This window comes from Bacillus sp. FSL K6-0923 (assembly GCF_038630825.1).
In the GTDB taxonomy this organism is placed as follows: Bacteria; Bacillota; Bacilli; order Bacillales; family Bacillaceae; genus Bacillus; species Bacillus pumilus.
The window spans coordinates 3,108,321-3,124,220 of sequence record NZ_CP152044.1; the positions used below are offsets into that span (position 1 = coordinate 3,108,321).

Annotated in this window: 17 protein-coding genes; all 17 read right to left on the minus strand. The window is 43.3% G+C overall.

All coding sequences use genetic code 11. The annotated features are described in order from the left end of the window. Nucleotides 1-128 precede the first annotated feature (128 nt). Complete coding sequence (locus tag MHI16_RS16025; RefSeq protein ID WP_061409712.1) at nt 129-881, minus strand: arylamine N-acetyltransferase; 753 nt, start codon at nt 879-881, stop codon at nt 129-131. Between the two features lie 39 nt (nt 882-920). Beyond that, a complete protein-coding gene (locus tag MHI16_RS16030) occupies nt 921-1,178 on the minus strand; it encodes an HPr family phosphocarrier protein (RefSeq protein WP_044139392.1) in 258 nt (85 codons plus the stop codon). 26 nt (nt 1,179-1,204) lie between these two features. Beyond that, complete coding sequence (gene whiA, locus MHI16_RS16035; RefSeq protein WP_003213321.1) at nt 1,205-2,155, minus strand: DNA-binding protein WhiA; 951 nt, start codon at nt 2,153-2,155, stop codon at nt 1,205-1,207. Nucleotides 2,156-2,172: 17 nt separating this feature from the next. Next, nucleotides 2,173-3,132, minus strand: coding sequence for a YvcK family protein (locus MHI16_RS16040; protein ID WP_058013616.1), 960 nt, complete (start codon nt 3,130-3,132; stop codon nt 2,173-2,175). Continuing rightward, nucleotides 3,133-4,020, minus strand: coding sequence for an RNase adapter RapZ (rapZ, locus tag MHI16_RS16045; protein WP_058013892.1), 888 nt, complete (start codon nt 4,018-4,020; stop codon nt 3,133-3,135). Nucleotides 4,021-4,059: 39 nt separating this feature from the next. Then, complete coding sequence (locus tag MHI16_RS16050; RefSeq protein ID WP_003213484.1) at nt 4,060-4,524, minus strand: 8-oxo-dGTP diphosphatase; 465 nt, start codon at nt 4,522-4,524, stop codon at nt 4,060-4,062. A gap of 357 nt (nt 4,525-4,881) precedes the next feature. Next, nucleotides 4,882-5,832, minus strand: a complete 951-nt coding sequence (trxB, locus tag MHI16_RS16055) for a thioredoxin-disulfide reductase (RefSeq protein WP_088001298.1) — start codon at nt 5,830-5,832, stop codon at nt 4,882-4,884. Between the two features lie 233 nt (nt 5,833-6,065). After that, entirely contained in the window at nt 6,066-7,463 is a 1,398-nt protein-coding gene (locus MHI16_RS16060) for a C40 family peptidase (protein WP_058013614.1), read from the minus strand. Nucleotides 7,464-7,826: 363 nt separating this feature from the next. After that, nucleotides 7,827-9,284: a tetratricopeptide repeat protein gene (locus MHI16_RS16065; protein WP_144461771.1), complete on the minus strand. Its 1,458-nt coding sequence runs from the start codon at nt 9,282-9,284 to the stop codon at nt 7,827-7,829. A 131-nt stretch (nt 9,285-9,415) separates the two neighbouring features. After that, on the minus strand, nt 9,416-10,045 hold the full coding sequence (gene hisIE, locus MHI16_RS16070) for a bifunctional phosphoribosyl-AMP cyclohydrolase/phosphoribosyl-ATP diphosphatase HisIE (RefSeq protein ID WP_144461768.1): 630 nt from the start codon (nt 10,043-10,045) through the stop codon (nt 9,416-9,418). Continuing rightward, a complete protein-coding gene (hisF, locus tag MHI16_RS16075) occupies nt 10,042-10,800 on the minus strand; it encodes an imidazole glycerol phosphate synthase subunit HisF (RefSeq protein WP_058013611.1) in 759 nt (252 codons plus the stop codon). Before hisF ends, hisIE begins: the two co-directional genes overlap by 4 nt. After that, entirely contained in the window at nt 10,797-11,534 is a 738-nt protein-coding gene (gene hisA, locus MHI16_RS16080) for a 1-(5-phosphoribosyl)-5-[(5-phosphoribosylamino)methylideneamino]imidazole-4-carboxamide isomerase (RefSeq protein WP_061409714.1), read from the minus strand. The genes hisF and hisA overlap by 4 nt, the downstream gene beginning before the upstream one ends. Continuing rightward, nucleotides 11,531-12,169, minus strand: coding sequence for an imidazole glycerol phosphate synthase subunit HisH (gene hisH / locus MHI16_RS16085; RefSeq protein WP_058013609.1), 639 nt, complete (start codon nt 12,167-12,169; stop codon nt 11,531-11,533). The genes hisA and hisH overlap by 4 nt, the downstream gene beginning before the upstream one ends. After that, nucleotides 12,169-12,753: an imidazoleglycerol-phosphate dehydratase HisB gene (gene hisB / locus MHI16_RS16090; RefSeq protein WP_058013608.1), complete on the minus strand. Its 585-nt coding sequence runs from the start codon at nt 12,751-12,753 to the stop codon at nt 12,169-12,171. The genes hisH and hisB overlap by 1 nt, the downstream gene beginning before the upstream one ends. Beyond that, nucleotides 12,750-14,039 (minus strand): histidinol dehydrogenase, encoded by a 1,290-nt coding sequence (gene hisD, locus MHI16_RS16095; RefSeq protein WP_268466814.1) that lies wholly within the window; start codon nt 14,037-14,039, stop codon nt 12,750-12,752. The genes hisB and hisD overlap by 4 nt, the downstream gene beginning before the upstream one ends. Beyond that, nucleotides 14,036-14,677 carry an ATP phosphoribosyltransferase gene (gene hisG, locus MHI16_RS16100; protein WP_003213329.1) on the minus strand — a complete coding sequence of 214 codons (642 nt, stop codon included), beginning with the start codon at nt 14,675-14,677 and terminating at the stop codon, nt 14,036-14,038. Before hisG ends, hisD begins: the two co-directional genes overlap by 4 nt. Then, nucleotides 14,670-15,845: an ATP phosphoribosyltransferase regulatory subunit gene (locus MHI16_RS16105; RefSeq protein WP_106029371.1), complete on the minus strand. Its 1,176-nt coding sequence runs from the start codon at nt 15,843-15,845 to the stop codon at nt 14,670-14,672. The genes hisG and MHI16_RS16105 overlap by 8 nt, the downstream gene beginning before the upstream one ends. Nucleotides 15,846-15,900: the final 55 nt, after the last annotated feature.

The following is a 15,900-nucleotide window of genomic DNA, read 5'->3' on the forward strand; positions in this document are numbered from 1 at the left end:
ATTTTTACAGCAATTATGAGCGGTGAGTCATACGCATAAAAAGGGGATTGAATAGCCGGCCGAGGATGAAACTTTCGTGAGTACGACAGCGGGGAGACAGCCCGATCAAACGGACTGTCTCTACACTATCATGATTTAGGCGCAAGATGTGTTTGTACGTATGCTTCAAAAGGTTGCAGAAGCGGTTTTTTCGATACTTCTTCCTGTTCATGTATCGTAACATGATCCTCTGTCACGACAACACGGCCTGTTGGTGTTAGTTTGGATGCAAGCGGCCTTTTGTTAAAAGGAGAAGCTTCATTTTCATAAATCTGCTTTCTCATTTGGACCAATGTAGGCTCACTCACCTCTTCCAATGTGAATGCATAGCCTGTTTCAGCGCCTTCTCCTCTATCCAATTGGAGAAGATGCGTACCTTTTTCAGTTTTCTCTTCTTTGACTCGAAACCGAATAGACGCTCCTTCCACCCATTCCTCAGTAAAGGGTACAGGCTGGAGAGGTAAATTCACACCAAAACCCGCATCAATCAGATACCGTTCGCTGTGATGATTCAATGTCATGGCTACGTGCGTACCATCAATTGCCCATGTGCCAGCTTCCTTGTTATACACGGTCCCTTGAACGAGCTGTACAGCGAGTCCTGCCTCTTTTAACACATAATATAAAAGAGGATTGAGATCGTAACAAAGACCTCCTCTGTTGCTTTCAAGAAGATGCTGCTTCAACCCTTCTTGATTCAAGGCATAGGATTGTTTGTTCAGCACAGATCTATTTTCAAATGGAAAGGTGTAGGCCATCTTTTTTAATAATGCAGGCAGGTCATCAAAGGTGATGGACTGTCCTTCATATCCGATCTTCTGCAAAAATGCTGATTGCATCATGTTCATTCCCTTCTAAAAAAACTGAGTCTGTGAAGAGACTCAGTTTTCTTGATTGATAAAATCCGTTAACGCATCAATAGCTTCTTGTTCATCCGCACCATCTGCTATCAGTTTGACAGTGACCCCAGAGCTGATCGCAAGGCTCATGAGACCCATAATGCTCTTCGCATTGACTCTTTTTCCGTCCTTCTCTAGAAAAATTTCAGCCCCAAAGCGATTCGCTTCCTGTACGAACAAAGCAGCGGGACGTGCCTGCAAGCCTGTTTTCAACTGGATGGTGACCGTTTTTTCCACCATATGATCTGCCTCCCTTTTTCATTCTCCTATTTGAGTGTAACAGCTTGTCCGTTTCGTAATTGTTCTGCAATTTGATCTAGCTTTCTTAAGCGGTGATTAATGCCTGATTTGCTGATCTTGCCGCTTTCCACCATTTCTCCCAGTTCCTTTAGCGTGACCTCTTGATAGTCGACTCTCAGTTTTGCAATTTCACGCAGCTTATCTGGCAGGGCATCAAGTCCAATTTTTTCATCAATGAATTGAATGTTCTCGACCTGGCGCAGCGATGCACCAATCGTTTTATTCAAGTTGGCTGTTTCACAATTGACGAGCCGGTTCACGGAATTCCGCATATCACGGACGATCCGAACGTCTTCGAAGCGAAGAAGTGAATTATGTGCACCTACAACACTTAAGAATTCGGTAATTTTTTCGGCTTCTTTCATATATGTGATGTAGCCTTTTTTACGCTCAAGTGTTTTACTGTTGAGATGAAATTGATTCATCAGCTCACAAAGGGCATCATTGTGTTCTTTATATAGTGAAAAAATCTCAAGGTGATAGGAAGACGTTTCTGGATTATTTACAGAACCACCTGCTAAAAAAGCACCTCTCATATAGGAGCGCTTACAGCATCTTTTCTTTACAAGCTCTTCTGAAATATTGCGCTCAAATACAAATTGCTCACCTAATATTTTCAAATCCTCTAAAATGGTTTTCGCTCGTTCTACCAGTCTGACAATATACACATTATTCTTTTTTAATCTCATTTTCTTACGAACGAGCAGCTCGACTGTAACATCATATTTCTTTTTCAGCAGCGTATAAATCCGTCTTGCGATGGCTGCGTTCTCTGTCTGTATATCTAGAATCAATTTTCGATTAGAGAAAGATAATGAACCGTTCATACGGATGAGGGCAGAAAGCTCTGCTTTTGTGCAGCAGTCCTTCACGTCCAGATTAGTCAGCTCTTTTTTTGTTTCGGATGCAAATGACATCCTTGCCACCCCCATTCCTATTTTTTCTTATGCAGCAGGTCGACAAGCAGCGCAGCTACTTTCAGCGTGTCGTGACGAATCACATGCTGGTCGTATGTAATGATTTCTCCAGGAATGACTTCCAGTCCCATTGCCTTGAGTACATCTGTGTCGAACTGTACAGGCTGTGCCTGTTCTTCTGCATATTTTGCTTTGATCTCTTCTGGAATTTCTTTATTGTTCACAAAAATGGTATCAATAAATGGACGAACCATATGATCGTTTAATGCCTGCACATGATCAGCTGCACTGTAGGAAAGCGTTTCCCCTGGCTGCGTCATGACATTGCAAATATACACTTTTTTCGCCTTAGAACGAATCACTTCTTCGCCAATATGCGGTACAAGCAAGTTTGGCAAAATACTTGTATACAAGCTGCCAGGTCCAAGGACGATCAAGTCGGCTTCACGAATGACTTGAATCGATTCTGGGAGCGGCTCAATCGTATCGGGTGTGAGGAACACTCGTTTAATTCGCTCACCATAGGTTGGGATTTTTGATTCTCCTGTTACCACTTGCCCATTTTCTAATTCAGCATGAAGAACAACACTTGAATTCGCTGCTGGCAAGACTTTTCCTCTCACATTTAAGACCTTGCTCATTTCTGTGACGGCATGAAAAAAATCACCGGTTATATTTGTCATGGCCGCAAGAATGAGGTTGCCAAGAGAGTGGCCTGTTAAGTCATTTCCTTTGTTAAAACGGTGCTGAAATAAGTCTTCTACAAGCGGTTCAACATCAGAGAGAGCTGCAAGGACATTCCGAATATCCCCTGGAGGCGGAATATTCAAATCATGCCGCAATCTGCCTGAGCTTCCTCCGTCATCAGCAACCGTTACAATAGCGGTAATATCCACTGGCTTTGTTTTTAGCCCTCTGAGCAAAACAGATAAGCCAGTGCCCCCGCCAAGAATGACCACCTTTGGAAGTGTCGTCATCTATTTTCTGCTTCTCTTTTCAATGTCCCGGTGAGTGACATGAGTATAGTAGTCATTTTTAAAATACTCCGATAAGTAGTTCGCTAGCGTCACTGATCGGTGCTGTCCGCCTGTACAGCCAATAGCGATCACAAGCTGACTTTTCCCTTCTCGTTTATAGGCCGGAAGCATAAAGCTGAGAAGGTCAATTAATTTCTCTGTGAATTTTTGTGTCTCGCTCCATTTCATTACATAGGAGCGCACTTCTTCATCGTTTCCAGTCTGTGGACGCATGCTCTCAATATAGTAAGGATTCGGCAGAAATCTCACATCAAATACAAGATCAGCATCAATCGGCAGACCGTATTTAAAACCGAAGGACATCACATTCACTGTAAACACCTGCCCTTGGCTCGTGGCAAAGTGTGCGACAATTTTTTCTCGAAGCTGTTTGGGTTTTAAATCCGATGTATCAAAAATCATTTGAGCCCGGCCTTTTAACTCTTCTAACAGATCGCGTTCCATCTCGATTCCTTCGAGCGGCAAACCTGTAGTCGCAAGAGGGTGCGAACGTCTCGTTTCTTTGTATCTTGAGACAAGCACCTTATCGTTTGCATCTAGAAATAATATTCTTGGTGTGATCCAGCCAAGATCACTCATTTCATCTAAGGCTGCAATTAAGCTGTCAAAGAATTCTCGTCCGCGCAAATCCATCACAAGGGCAACCTTGCTCATCTTAGAATTCGATTCCTTCATGAGTTCTAGAAACTTTGGTAAAAGTGATGGCGGCAAGTTATCTACACAGAAGTAACCTAAATCTTCAAAGCTTTGAATGGCAACGGTTTTCCCCGCACCTGACATTCCTGTAATAATCACAAGCTGAATATCTTCTTGTTTGTGCGTATTCATGCCTGCTTCCTCTCCTTCTTTATAAAAACGGTTCATATATTAGTCTCCTTGAGGATCTAACCGATAAGCAATCAATTCAAAATCAGGTGTATACGTAAAAGTACCGTGCAGAAGTCCTTTTCCCTTTAGCATGAAATCAAGAATATGAGAATCTCCTGGTGCCATCGGTAAATGCGGCACATCCTTTACTTCATGCCACTTTAAAATGCCTTCCTCTGACTCTGTCACGTTTTTTCCAGTAAATGAATCTGCCATAAAGGTAAACATCATCCACTCTTGAACGATTTGATCGCCTTCTTTTATGATAAAGGTAAAAACACCTTTTAACTGTGGATTTAAAATATAAATTCCTGTTTCTTCCCTATATTCTCGAACGACTGAATCCTTAACCGATTCTCCGCTTTCCATTTTGCCGCCCGGCGCTACCCACCAGCCCCGTCTTGGCTTTTGCAGCAAGAGAACTTGATCTTCGTGATGCAGCACACAATTGGTTACTCGTTGCATCAGCTGTCACCTACTCTTTTATGTCTTTAACTTATTATACAGGTTCATCCTGACTCCCACAATGAACATGCCCCTTCTTCACCGAAATCAGACCGAATTTCGTCTGAAAGGAGTGGCGGGCAATTTCTCTACTCTTTATTTTACAGCATCTAATGGTTCTCCATGCGTCATTTGTGAACATCTCATGAATTTCTGATTTTAAACAAAAAAAAGGACACGGATTCTCATCCGTGCCAAACATGTATTCCTTATAAAAGGGGGTCAATTACTAGTTTTATCATAACGGAAAATTGTTTCACCCGTGTTACATTCCAGTTAAAAGCCCATGACGCTATATTAAGGATTTACGACAGCCTTTTATTTCGCTGCTTTCAGCTTTTCAGCAAGTTCTTCTACATAATGCTGTGCGCTTTGTGCGGCAATACTTCCGTCACCTGTTGCTGTCACAATTTGGCGGAGTGTTTTTTCACGAATGTCACCAGCGGCGAAAATGCCTTCCACTCTTGTTTCCATTCTTTCGTTTGTCTCGATATATCCTTCTTCATTTGTAATGCCAAGATTTTCGAATGGTTTAGATAGTGGGAGCATCCCGATATAGATAAAGACGCCGTCTGTTTTAAAATCTTCTTCTTCACCAGTCACCGTATCAATCAGGGTCACACTGCCGACTTTACCGTTTTCTTCATTGATTTGTTTAACGGTTTTGTTCCACATGAAGTCGATTTTTTCATTATCAAAAGCACGCGCTTGTAAAATGCTTTGGGCACGAAGTTTATCGCGTCTATGAACGATTGTTACTTTTGACGCAAAGCGGGTGAGGTATACGCCCTCTTCTACCGCAGAGTCTCCTCCACCAATGACGACGAGCTCTTTGTTTTTAAAGAAAGCACCATCACATACTGCACAGTAAGAGACACCTCGGCCGCCAAGTTCTTTTTCACCTGGTGCACCGATTTTTTTGTATTCCGCACCTGCTGAAATAATGACAGAGCGTCCTTTGTATTCTTTTGAACCGGCTTTGACGATTTTGTACTCTTCACCGTCAACGATTTCTTTGATATCGCCATATGCATACTCAGCACCGAATTTCTTCGCATGGTCAAACATTTTATTTGAAAGTTCTGGCCCTAAAATGCTTTCAAAGCCAGGATAGTTCTCGACATCTTCTGTATTAGCCATTTGACCGCCTGGAATCCCTCTTTCAATCATCAATGTTGAAAGATTTCCACGTGATGTATAAACAGCGGCTGTCATTCCGGCAGGTCCCGCTCCAATGATGATCGTATCGTAGATTTTTTCTTCTGACACAACTGTCACTCCCTCTTCAATTGCTGCTAGCATTTCTTATTAGAATGCCCTTGGGTGATGCTTCCATTCATGACAGAAAGCATCAATTCCACTCTTACTTTTATTCCTTACCCATATCCTATTAAATCTGCGGATAATAAGCGAATCATTTGCTCATATCTTCAAAAAAAGAAAAAGCTTCCTTAAACTGCTGTTTAAGGAAGCCTGTTTACGGTTATATAGTAAGTAATGATTTATTCAACGACTCTTCTTACAACGCCATTGAATGCTTTTTTCCAGTAAACATTGCTCATAGAGTCAACTGAAACACCGCGAGAGCTGTTATCGTTCAAGAATGTACCGTTTCCTAAGTAAATACCAACGTGTCCATTTACTTTATACGTATCAAAGAACACAAGGTCTCCGCGTTTCATGTCAGATGCACTTACAGCTCTTCCTTTACCTACAAGCGTATCTGTTGTTGTACCGCCAACTGGTCCAAGGTTGATGCCTGCTGATGCAAATGCCCAGCGAACGAATGAAGAACAGTCAAAACGACGTGCGTTAATATCAGCTTGTGATCTGCCGCCAGCCCATTTATATGGAGATTGTCCAACAATGGAAGAACCTGTGCTGATCGCACCTTCGATTCCGCCTACGTTACTGCTGACAGGTGATCCACCGCCAGTAGATGGCTTCTTGCTTGGTGAACTGCTGTTGTTGTTATTATTATTATCGTTGTTGTTTGAAGATCCACTGTTACTGTTATTTGAAGACGGGCTGCTGTCGTTAGTTGAGCTGTTGTCTTCTGCTTGAACACTAGCTTGACGCTGCTGTTGTCTTTGTACTTTTTCTTCCTTTGCTTTTTGAGCTGCTTCTCTTGCTTCTTTTTCAGCTTGTTTTTGAGCAGCGATTGTTGCATCTTTTTCAGATGCAATGCTGTTAGCCTCACTGTTTAATTCGCTGATTTGAGAAGAAGCACTTCCTTTTTGCTTTTTCACTTGCTTGAATAGCTTGTCTTTTTCATCAAGCTGTTTATTCAAGTCAGTTTGAAGTGTTTCAAGCTTTGCAAGTGTCTTTTGAACATCTTCAAGCTTTGTGTTTAATTCGTTTTCAGACTTTTGAAGCTCAGCTTTGTCTTTTTCTTGCTCTTTAATGATTTCGCTGTCTGCGTTGATGAGTGTAGATACTGCACCTGCACGGCTGATGAAATCGCTAAAGCTTTTCGCTCCTAGTAACACATCTATGTATTTCGTAGAACCGCCGCTTTCTTGAAGCGCACGTACACGCTTTTTCAAGAATTTGTTTCGATCTTCAATACGTTTTTCAGTATCAGCAATGTCTTTTTTCAGTGCATTGATTTCTTTTTTCGTTTGTTCATTTTCTTTTTGTTTTTCTTCGATTTGATCACTTGTTTTTAAAGCTTTCTCGTCAATTTCCTTTAGCTTTAGTGCAAGTGCCTCTTGTTTTGCTTCAAGCTTTGAAAGCTCATCTTTTTTCTTTTGAAGGTTTTTGTTGACCTCAGATTGCTTGCTGTCCAGCTCTTGTTTCTTTTGTTCAAAGTTCTGTGCGTTTGCTTCATGAGTAAATGGGATAAATAAACCGCTCGCTCCGATGACCGAAGCTAAACCGAAAGTAATAAACTTTTTCACGAATAGTTCCTCCTTTGACAATTTCCAAGCGACATTAGAAAGCAGCAAATTCTCTGCGACCAATCTGTGCTATCTATGTCTTTCTTCCTGATTGATCAGTCAGATGTTGACCAGATTGTTTCTATCACTAGGTGTTTCATTATGTATAGTAAAATATCTAAATATATGTCTTTGTTTTAATCCACGATTTTCATTATACATGAGACATCGACAAAATGAGCTAATATTTTTATTACATTTATGTTTCAAAAACATGTCGTGATTGTCATACTTCGCCAAATCCTTGCAAATCCCACCTTTTTATCCAAGAAAAAAGCATGACCTTTTTGGCCATGCTGCAATCTTCTAAATCTATTTACCTATTTAATCAATTAATGTACAAATGACTTGTTCATATTTAGACAGTGTTTGAACACTGATTTGAAAAGAGGATGCAATCTCTTTTTTGCTCATAGATTCTTCTTGCTCCTGCATCCATAAATAATAAGATGCTGCTGCCCATGCAGGCGCATTTTTCTTATCTATGCCAGAAGCACGTGCCTGCTGAATAATATGGAATAACCAAAAATAAGGCATATGGCTGTCAGGCTGAACAGCTTCTTCCAAGCTGGATGCCGCCTGTTTTGTGAAAACCGCATCTTCTGAAAAAGACCGTTCTTTCATTTCATCTTCGTATAAGAGCAGCTCAATGAATTGCTGTTCAAAGGCTGTTTTCGCTGCGCGTGCGTCAAGGACAGATTGAAGAACGTCACGTTCCCCTTTTTGTTTGCTTACATAGTACGCCGTCAGCCGCTCCTCAATGGAGACCATTGGCTCAGTCTCCTCAGGTTTATCCTGCCATGGCTTGATTTCATCTGCATCGATATCTTCTTCGACCATCTTATCCCAAACCGTCTGCGCAAGCGTTTTATGACCTGTATAATAAGCTGCGCTTGCAAGCCAATATAAAAATGTACTATCTCCTTGAAAGCCTGTTTTGTATAAAGAATAAAGCCATTTAAAGGCCCATTCAAATTCTCCAACTAGGGCAAATGTTGCGCCAAGCTTATAACGCTGTTCACTTAATATTGGATACACGTGCGTTAATTGCTTTGCTAACGTCTTGACCTTCTCTTCTTCTTTTTCATAATGATAGAAGACTAGCTGGTTGCAAAGGGCATGCAGATTACCCGGATTTTCATGTAAAACCCGGTTCAGCATCTCTTTTGCCTGATGGATTTGACCAGAATAAAAATAGGCCAATGCGAGATTATTATACGCTGACCAAAATTCTGGATACTCAACAATCATCTGTTCCAGCATCTCAATGGCTTCATCAAGCCTGCCGCTTTCCAGTAAGTGATTTGCTTGATCCTGCTTCACAATCAGGTCATCCTGATCGTAAGGAAAATCTTCGTCCTCTTCGTCACTCATATCGAGCAAGTCGAGAAGGTCATCATTTTCATCTGCAAATTCTCCGTTCTCTTCTAATGAAGCATAGGCAGTCGCTGACCTATATGCCTCTTGAAAGAGTCCTAAATTCGCATAATTATTGGCTTTAAAATAGTGACACTCAGACATATTTTCATCAATATGCTCAAGGATGAAATCAAGCAGTTCATTTGATTGTTGGTAATGACCCATTTCAGTATAAATAATAGCAAGCTGTGACAGCATTTCTACATTTTCAGGCTCGAGTACGATAGCCCGCTGTATGAGCTTACTTGCTCTAGATAGATTTCTTTCTCTATAAGCTTTTAGACCTTTATGAAAAAAGTAATGCCCATCTTGGAAGAGCTGGACGACTTGTGTGTGATTATTTTGAGAAGTGTATTTACTCACTGATACCCTCCATTTCGAACAGTGTACCGTGTGTAGTATAACATACTTCAAGAGTCGTCACATAGAACAAAAGAAAAGGAAGGATTTGTTTTACACTTGGAAAATAAAAAGCCAGAGGTGTCTCCGGCTTTTCACTCACCTTGATGACGTTTTTTTAATACTTTTAATACATCATCAAGCGGCAATTGCTGTTCACGTAATAACACAAGCAGGTGATACAGAAGATCGGCTGTTTCCCATTTCAATTCTTCTTGATCCCTGTTTTTAGCGGCAATGATGACCTCTGACGCTTCTTCCCCTACCTTTTTCAGGATTTTATCGACCCCTTTTTCAAAAAGATAGGTTGTATAAGCGCCTTCTGGCATTTCTGCCTGACGTTTCGCAATCACCTGTTCAAGTTCATTGAAAATGGCAAAACGATCCTGCTCTTCCGTTTGACGCTTCACGCCTTCTTCCGAAAAGCAGCTATAGCTGCCAGTGTGGCAGGCTGGTCCACTTGGTGTGACAAGAACAAGCAGAGCATCTTTGTCACAGTCATATCGAATGGATGTGACTCGCTGAGTATGTCCAGATGTGGCGCCTTTGTGCCAAAGTTCGTTTCTTGACCGGCTGTAAAACCATGTTTCTCCTGTTTCTAGTGTTTTTTCATAGGATTCTTGATTCATATACGCCAATGTCAATACTTCTTTACTTTGAGCATCCTGTACAATCGCAGGTATCAGGCCTGCCTCATTAAAGGATAATTCGTTTGCCTGTTTCATCTGACCTTCACCCCGTGTTCTCTCAAGTATGTCTTTACTTCTTGAATTGAAGTCTCTTTATAATGAAAAATGGAAGCTGCTAAAGCTGCATCCGCTTCTCCTCTTGTAAATGCCTCCAGCATATGCTGAGCATTGCCAGCGCCTCCTGAAGCAATGACAGGTACGGTGACAGCTTCTGACACAAGCTTTGTTAATCGATGATCAAAGCCCTTTTTCTCGCCGTCAGCATCCATACTTGTCAGCAATATCTCTCCTGCTCCCCTCAGCACGGCTTCTTTTGCCCAATCGCTAACCTCTATATCCGTTTGACGGCGCCCTCCGTGTGTATAAACCATGTACGCTTTTTTCTCTTCGTCGTACTTTGCATCTATTGCGACGACGATGCACTGAGAACCAAAAAAATCAGCGCCTTCTGAAATCAGTTCTGGTCTTAAAACTGCCGCTGTGTTCACAGATACTTTGTCTGCACCCGCTCTTAGTATGCGCTTCATGTCATCAAGGTGGTTAATTCCGCCGCCTACCGTAAAAGGGATGGCAAGGGTTGATGCTACTTGCTTGACCACATCCACCATCGTTTTCCGGCCTTCATGAGAGGCAGAAATATCAAGAAAGACGAGTTCATCCGCCCCTTCCTCATCATATATCTGCGCTAATTCTACCGGATCACCAGCATCCTTTAAGCCGAGGAATTGCACCCCTTTGACCACACGCCCTTCCTTCACATCGAGACATGGGATGATTCGTTTTGTCATCATACGCTGTCAAGCCCTTCAATTGCTTCAGCTAAAGTAAACCGCTCCGTATAAAGTGCCTTTCCAATGATCGCACCAGAAACGCCTGACTGTTTTTGTGCTGACAGCTTTCGAAGATCGGCTACCGAACTGATACCGCCTGAAGCAATGACTTGTTTGCCAGTAGCTTCTGCTAAGCGAACTGTACTTTCCACATTAGGACCAGCCAGCATGCCATCCATTTGAATATCTGTGAAAATAAAGACCTCCGCGCCTTCCTTTGCCAATTCTTTGCCGAGATCCTCTGCCTTCACTTTCGATGTTTCAAGCCACCCCTCAGTCGATACGAATCCATTTCGCGCATCAATGCCAATCGCTATTTTCTCCCCATATTGCGCAAGCATTTTTTTCACAAATGCAGGGTTAGAAACAGCCGAGCTGCCAAGGATGACTCTAGCTACACCATTGTTTATATAAAAAGCAACGTCTTCTTCTGTCCGAATGCCTCCGCCTATTTGTACATTTATATCTAAGGATGAAGCAATCGCCAGCACATGCTCATGATTGACGCGATTCCCCGCTTTCGCACCATCTAAGTCAACGAGATGAATCCACTTTGCTCCTTCATTTGCAAATCGCGTCGCCATATCGAGCGGCGAATCTCCATAAATGGTTTCTTGATCATAATCTCCTTGCACAAGCCGTACACATTTGCCATTTCTCAAATCAATCGCTGGATACAATGTAAATTCACTCATCTGTTCACCCTCTGTTCGTTTGCTAATTGAATAAATTGTTTGAGCAGCGCCATGCCCGTTGTACTGCTTTTTTCAGGGTGAAACTGTGCACCTAGCACATTCCCCTTGCCGACAATTGCTGGTACTTGAACGCCATAGTCTGCGCTTGCTAATTGCTCTTCTGCATTCATATCCCTCACATAATAAGAGTGAACAAAGTACGCAAATCCTTCCGGTACCCCGTCAAACAATGGGGAGGGCTGATGAAATGTAAGCTCATTCCAGCCCATATGAGGCACCTTCAGCCTTTGCCCATCCTGGTCACGATCCTTTAAAAGAACGACACGCCCTTTTAGCAGCCCCAATCCTTTTGTACGCCCTGCCTCTTCACTCTCTTCAAATAACAGCTGCATCCCAAGACAAATGCCAAAGAGCAGCTTTCCTTCCTGCACTACTTGGTGGATAAACGCCTCAAGCCCTGTCTGTTTTAACAGCTGCATCGCATCACGAAACGAACCAACCCCAGGCAAAATATAAGCATCTGCCTTTTTGAGCTCCTCCACATCAGAGGAGACGATATAACTGGCGCCTGCTCGTTCCAGTGCTTTTGATACGCTGAACAAATTTCCCATTCCGTAATCAATGACGCCGATCATTAGAGCATCCCCTTTGTCGAAGGAATCCCTTTCACACGTGGATCAATGGTTGTTGCTTCATCTAAAGCACGTGCCATTGCTTTAAAAATAGCTTCAATCATATGGTGCGTATTGGTTCCATAGTGAACAATTACATGAAGATTTATACGAGCTTCTAACGCAAACTTCCAAAGAAACTCATGTACGAGCTCTGTATCAAAGGTACCGACCTTTTGACTTGGAAAGGCCGCTCTCATTTCCAAATGAGGACGATTGCTTAAATCGACCACAACCTGAGCAAGCGTTTCATCCATAGGAACAAAGCTGGAGCCATACCGCTTAATCCCCTTTTTATCACCTAACGCTTCCTTAAACATTTGCCCCAGCACGATGCCGATATCTTCTGTTGTGTGGTGATCATCAACATCCGTATCTCCTTTCGCATCGACGGTCAAATTAAAGTGTCCATGCTTCGTAAATAGATCGAGCATGTGTGTCATAAAAGGGACATCTGTTTGTATATCCGCTTTTCCTTCCCCATCAATCTCTAACGATAACGAAATATTCGTTTCATTTGTTTGTCTCGCTGTTTCCGCCTGTCTCATGACGATTCCTCCCGCTTTCTCGATTCAATCGACCTTGCATGTGCCTCGAGCCCTTCTAACCTGGCAAAAGCCGCAATGCTATCCCTGTGTGTCTCAAAGGCTTCTTGACTATATGAAATAATGCTCGTTTTCTTTTGAAAATCGGTCACACCAAGCGGGCTAGAAAATCTAGCTGTTCCGTTGGTTGGCAGCACGTGATTCGGTCCTGCAAAATAATCGCCCACCGGCTCAGGGCTATAACGCCCTAAAAAAATCGCCCCTGCGTGCTTGATTTGACCAAGAAATGATTCTGGATATGCTGTCAGCACCTCTAAATGCTCTGGCGCTAACTGATTGACGACGTCTACTGCACGATCCATAGAATCTGTCACGTATATACGGCCATGATGTTGTATGGATTGTGCGGCGATTGATTTTCTTGGCAAGGTATTCAGCTGCGTTTGCACCTCGGCTTGCACGTTTTCCGCAAGTGTCTTAGACGGAGTCACCAAAATACTAGATGCCAGCGCATCATGCTCTGCTTGAGAAAGTAAATCGGCCGCCACTTCATGTGCTATGGCCGTGTCGTCTGCTAGAACCGCAATTTCACTTGGACCGGCAATCATATCAATATCTACCTGCCCAAATACTTCACGCTTTGCCAGTGCGACATATATGTTGCCTGGACCTGTGATTTTATCAACAGGCTGGATACTTTCTGTTCCATAGGCAAGTGCCGCGATCGCCTGTGCACCGCCCATTTTATACATCTCTGTAATACCGAGCTCCTTCGCAGCAACGAGTACAGCGTCAGAGAGGTAGCCGTCTTTCCCTGGGGGTGTCACAAGGACAATTCGCTGAACACCAGCGACAAGCGCCGGAATCACATTCATTAAAACAGATGATGGATAAGCAGCTGTTCCGCCGGGGACATACACACCAACTGCATCAAGCGGTGTCACCTTTTGTCCAAGCATAGAGCCATCTTGCTGGTGATAAAACCAAGAGGATGCCAGCTGACGCTCATGGTATGTGCGAATATGACGGATAGCCGTTTGGATCACCTGAATCATGGCTGGGTCCAAGCGTTCGAAGGCTTTTGTCATTTCTTCCTCTGTGACAAGCGAGTCTTCAAGCTGCACCCCATCAAATTGCTTCGTAAAAGACTGTACCGCTTGATCACCATTTTTCCTCACTTCTTGTATAATCCGCTGAACAGCCAGGCGCTGCTCTTCCGTGCCTGTATCTAAAGTCCGCTTGAGTGAGAGTGTCTCTGTCTCACCTTCTTTTATGTAGGTGATGTTCATGATGTTTCCTCCCCTTCAATGATTCTTGCAAGGCGCTGCGCCATTTCATCGATCACCGCATCCTTCATCCGATAGCTCACAGGATTGACAATAAAGCGTGACGTAATATCACAAATATGCTCCGTTTCAACAAGTCCGTTTTCCTTCAGTGTTTGACCTGTAGAGACAATGTCAACAATACGATCGGCGAGTCCGATGAGCGGTGCTAATTCAATGGAACCATTCAGCTTAATGATCTCTACTTGCTCCCCTTGTTCTCTAAAATAGGAAGATGCGACATTTGGGTACTTTGTTGCCACACGCGGCGCGACACCGCCCCAGCTGGCTCCCGGCAATCCGGCAACCGCTAAATGGCATTTACTGATGTTTAAATCAAGCACCTCGTACACATCACGAGCTTCTTCGAGCATGACATCCTTCCCTGCAATGCCAACATCTGCTACACCGTGCTCTACATAAGTCGTCACATCCATTGGCTTCGCTAAAATAAAGCGGAGGTTTTCTTCCGGTACATCAATGATTAACTTTCTTGAATCCTCGAATTCCTCTGGCAGTTGATATCCCGCCTGCCTTAACAGCCCTGCGGCTTCTTCAAATATCCGGCCCTTCGGCATCGCCATCGTCAACACTTTACCCATTTTGCTCTCCCTTTCTAGCGCCGATAAAATAAGTCACCTGCTCAAATGCCTTGGTCATCGCGTCAATATTTTCAATCCCTGCTAAGTCTTGCAGCACGATCTTTTTCCCTTTTGACCGCTCCTTTTCTGCAAAAGCAAAAGCCTCCAGCCGTTGTTCTTTACTAAAAATCACTGCCTCCTGCGGCTCATTGATTTCTTTTGCATCAAGTGCTTCAAGCAGACGGTCTAATCGAAGTCCGAATCCTGTAGCTGGTGCAGGTGCATCGAAATGAGCAAGCAATTGGTCATATCTGCCGCCACTTCCGATGACTGACCCAACATGATCTGCAAATACTTCAAACAAAATACCCGTGTAGTAGCTCATATGACTCACCATGCTTAAATCTAGACGGATATATTCTGTACAGCCGTAATCTTCAAGTGTCTCCCAAAGCGACTTTAACTGCGTGAGCACCTCTTTTCCTTCTTGTGAAACGACGATTTCCTCTGCCCGCTCTGTGACTTCCTGGCCGCCTCTTAACTCTAAGAGCTGTAACAGCCTCGTTTTATCGATAGAGGAGAGTGGTAATTGCTTCACATGCTGACGGTATCCTACATAATTCTTTTCATATAAGAATCGGCGAAGAACGTTTGCACGCTCTGTATTTCCCAGTACATCTACAAATAACGTCTCTGCTAAAGCGACATGCCCAATCGCGATTTTGAAGGACTTGAGCCCAGCATTCTTTAATGCGAATACGACAAGCGCGATCACTTCAGCATCTGCACTAATCGAACCGTCACCAATCAACTCAATTCCGACCTGCTCAAATTCTGATGGTCTTCCGCCTTCTCTTTCCTGCGCCCGGAACACATTGGCCGCATACCCAACGCGAAGCGGATATGCCTGTTCATGAAGCTTTGATGCTGCCACTCTCGCAATGGGCCCCGTCATATCAGGTCTGAGTACAAGGGTTTGCCCGTTCTGATCTAAAAGCTTAAAGAGCTGTGTATCTGTAATCGCCGATTGAACACCGACTGTATCGTAAAATTCAAGCGTTGGTGTCTCCATCAATCGGTAACCCCAACCATTCATAACCTCTGTTAAGGAATGTCTCACTTTTTTCTTCGTCTCATACAATCCTGGTAATGAATCCCGCATACCATATGGTTTCTCAAACATAAACATGTTCTTCTGCACCTCCAACACATTAAAACGAAAAATTCCGAATCCTTTAGTTCGC

Excerpts from the sequence above, each read along its gene's own strand:
- MHI16_RS16025 (WP_061409712.1), bottom strand. The coding sequence starts at position 881 with ATGATGCAATCAGCATTTTTGCAGAAGATCGGATATGAAGGACAGTCC.
- MHI16_RS16030 (WP_044139392.1), bottom strand. The coding sequence starts at position 1,178 with ATGGTGGAAAAAACGGTCACCATCCAGTTGAAAACAGGCTTGCAGGCA.
- whiA (WP_003213321.1), bottom strand. The coding sequence starts at position 2,155 with ATGTCATTTGCATCCGAAACAAAAAAAGAGCTGACTAATCTGGACGTG.
- MHI16_RS16040 (WP_058013616.1), bottom strand. The coding sequence starts at position 3,132 with ATGACGACACTTCCAAAGGTGGTCATTCTTGGCGGGGGCACTGGCTTA.
- rapZ (WP_058013892.1), bottom strand. The coding sequence starts at position 4,020 with ATGAATACGCACAAACAAGAAGATATTCAGCTTGTGATTATTACAGGA.
- MHI16_RS16050 (WP_003213484.1), bottom strand. The coding sequence starts at position 4,524 with ATGCAACGAGTAACCAATTGTGTGCTGCATCACGAAGATCAAGTTCTC.
- hisIE (WP_144461768.1), bottom strand. The coding sequence starts at position 10,045 with ATGAAACAGGCAAACGAATTATCCTTTAATGAGGCAGGCCTGATACCT.
- hisF (WP_058013611.1), bottom strand. The coding sequence starts at position 10,800 with ATGATGACAAAACGAATCATCCCATGTCTCGATGTGAAGGAAGGGCGT.
- hisA (WP_061409714.1), bottom strand. The coding sequence starts at position 11,534 with ATGAGTGAATTTACATTGTATCCAGCGATTGATTTGAGAAATGGCAAA.
- hisH (WP_058013609.1), bottom strand. The coding sequence starts at position 12,169 with ATGATCGGCGTCATTGATTACGGAATGGGAAATTTGTTCAGCGTATCA.
- hisB (WP_058013608.1), bottom strand. The coding sequence starts at position 12,753 with ATGAGACAGGCGGAAACAGCGAGACAAACAAATGAAACGAATATTTCG.
- hisD (WP_268466814.1), bottom strand. The coding sequence starts at position 14,039 with ATGAACATCACCTACATAAAAGAAGGTGAGACAGAGACACTCTCACTC.
- hisG (WP_003213329.1), bottom strand. The coding sequence starts at position 14,677 with ATGGGTAAAGTGTTGACGATGGCGATGCCGAAGGGCCGGATATTTGAA.
- MHI16_RS16105 (WP_106029371.1), bottom strand. The coding sequence starts at position 15,845 with ATGTTTATGTTTGAGAAACCATATGGTATGCGGGATTCATTACCAGGA.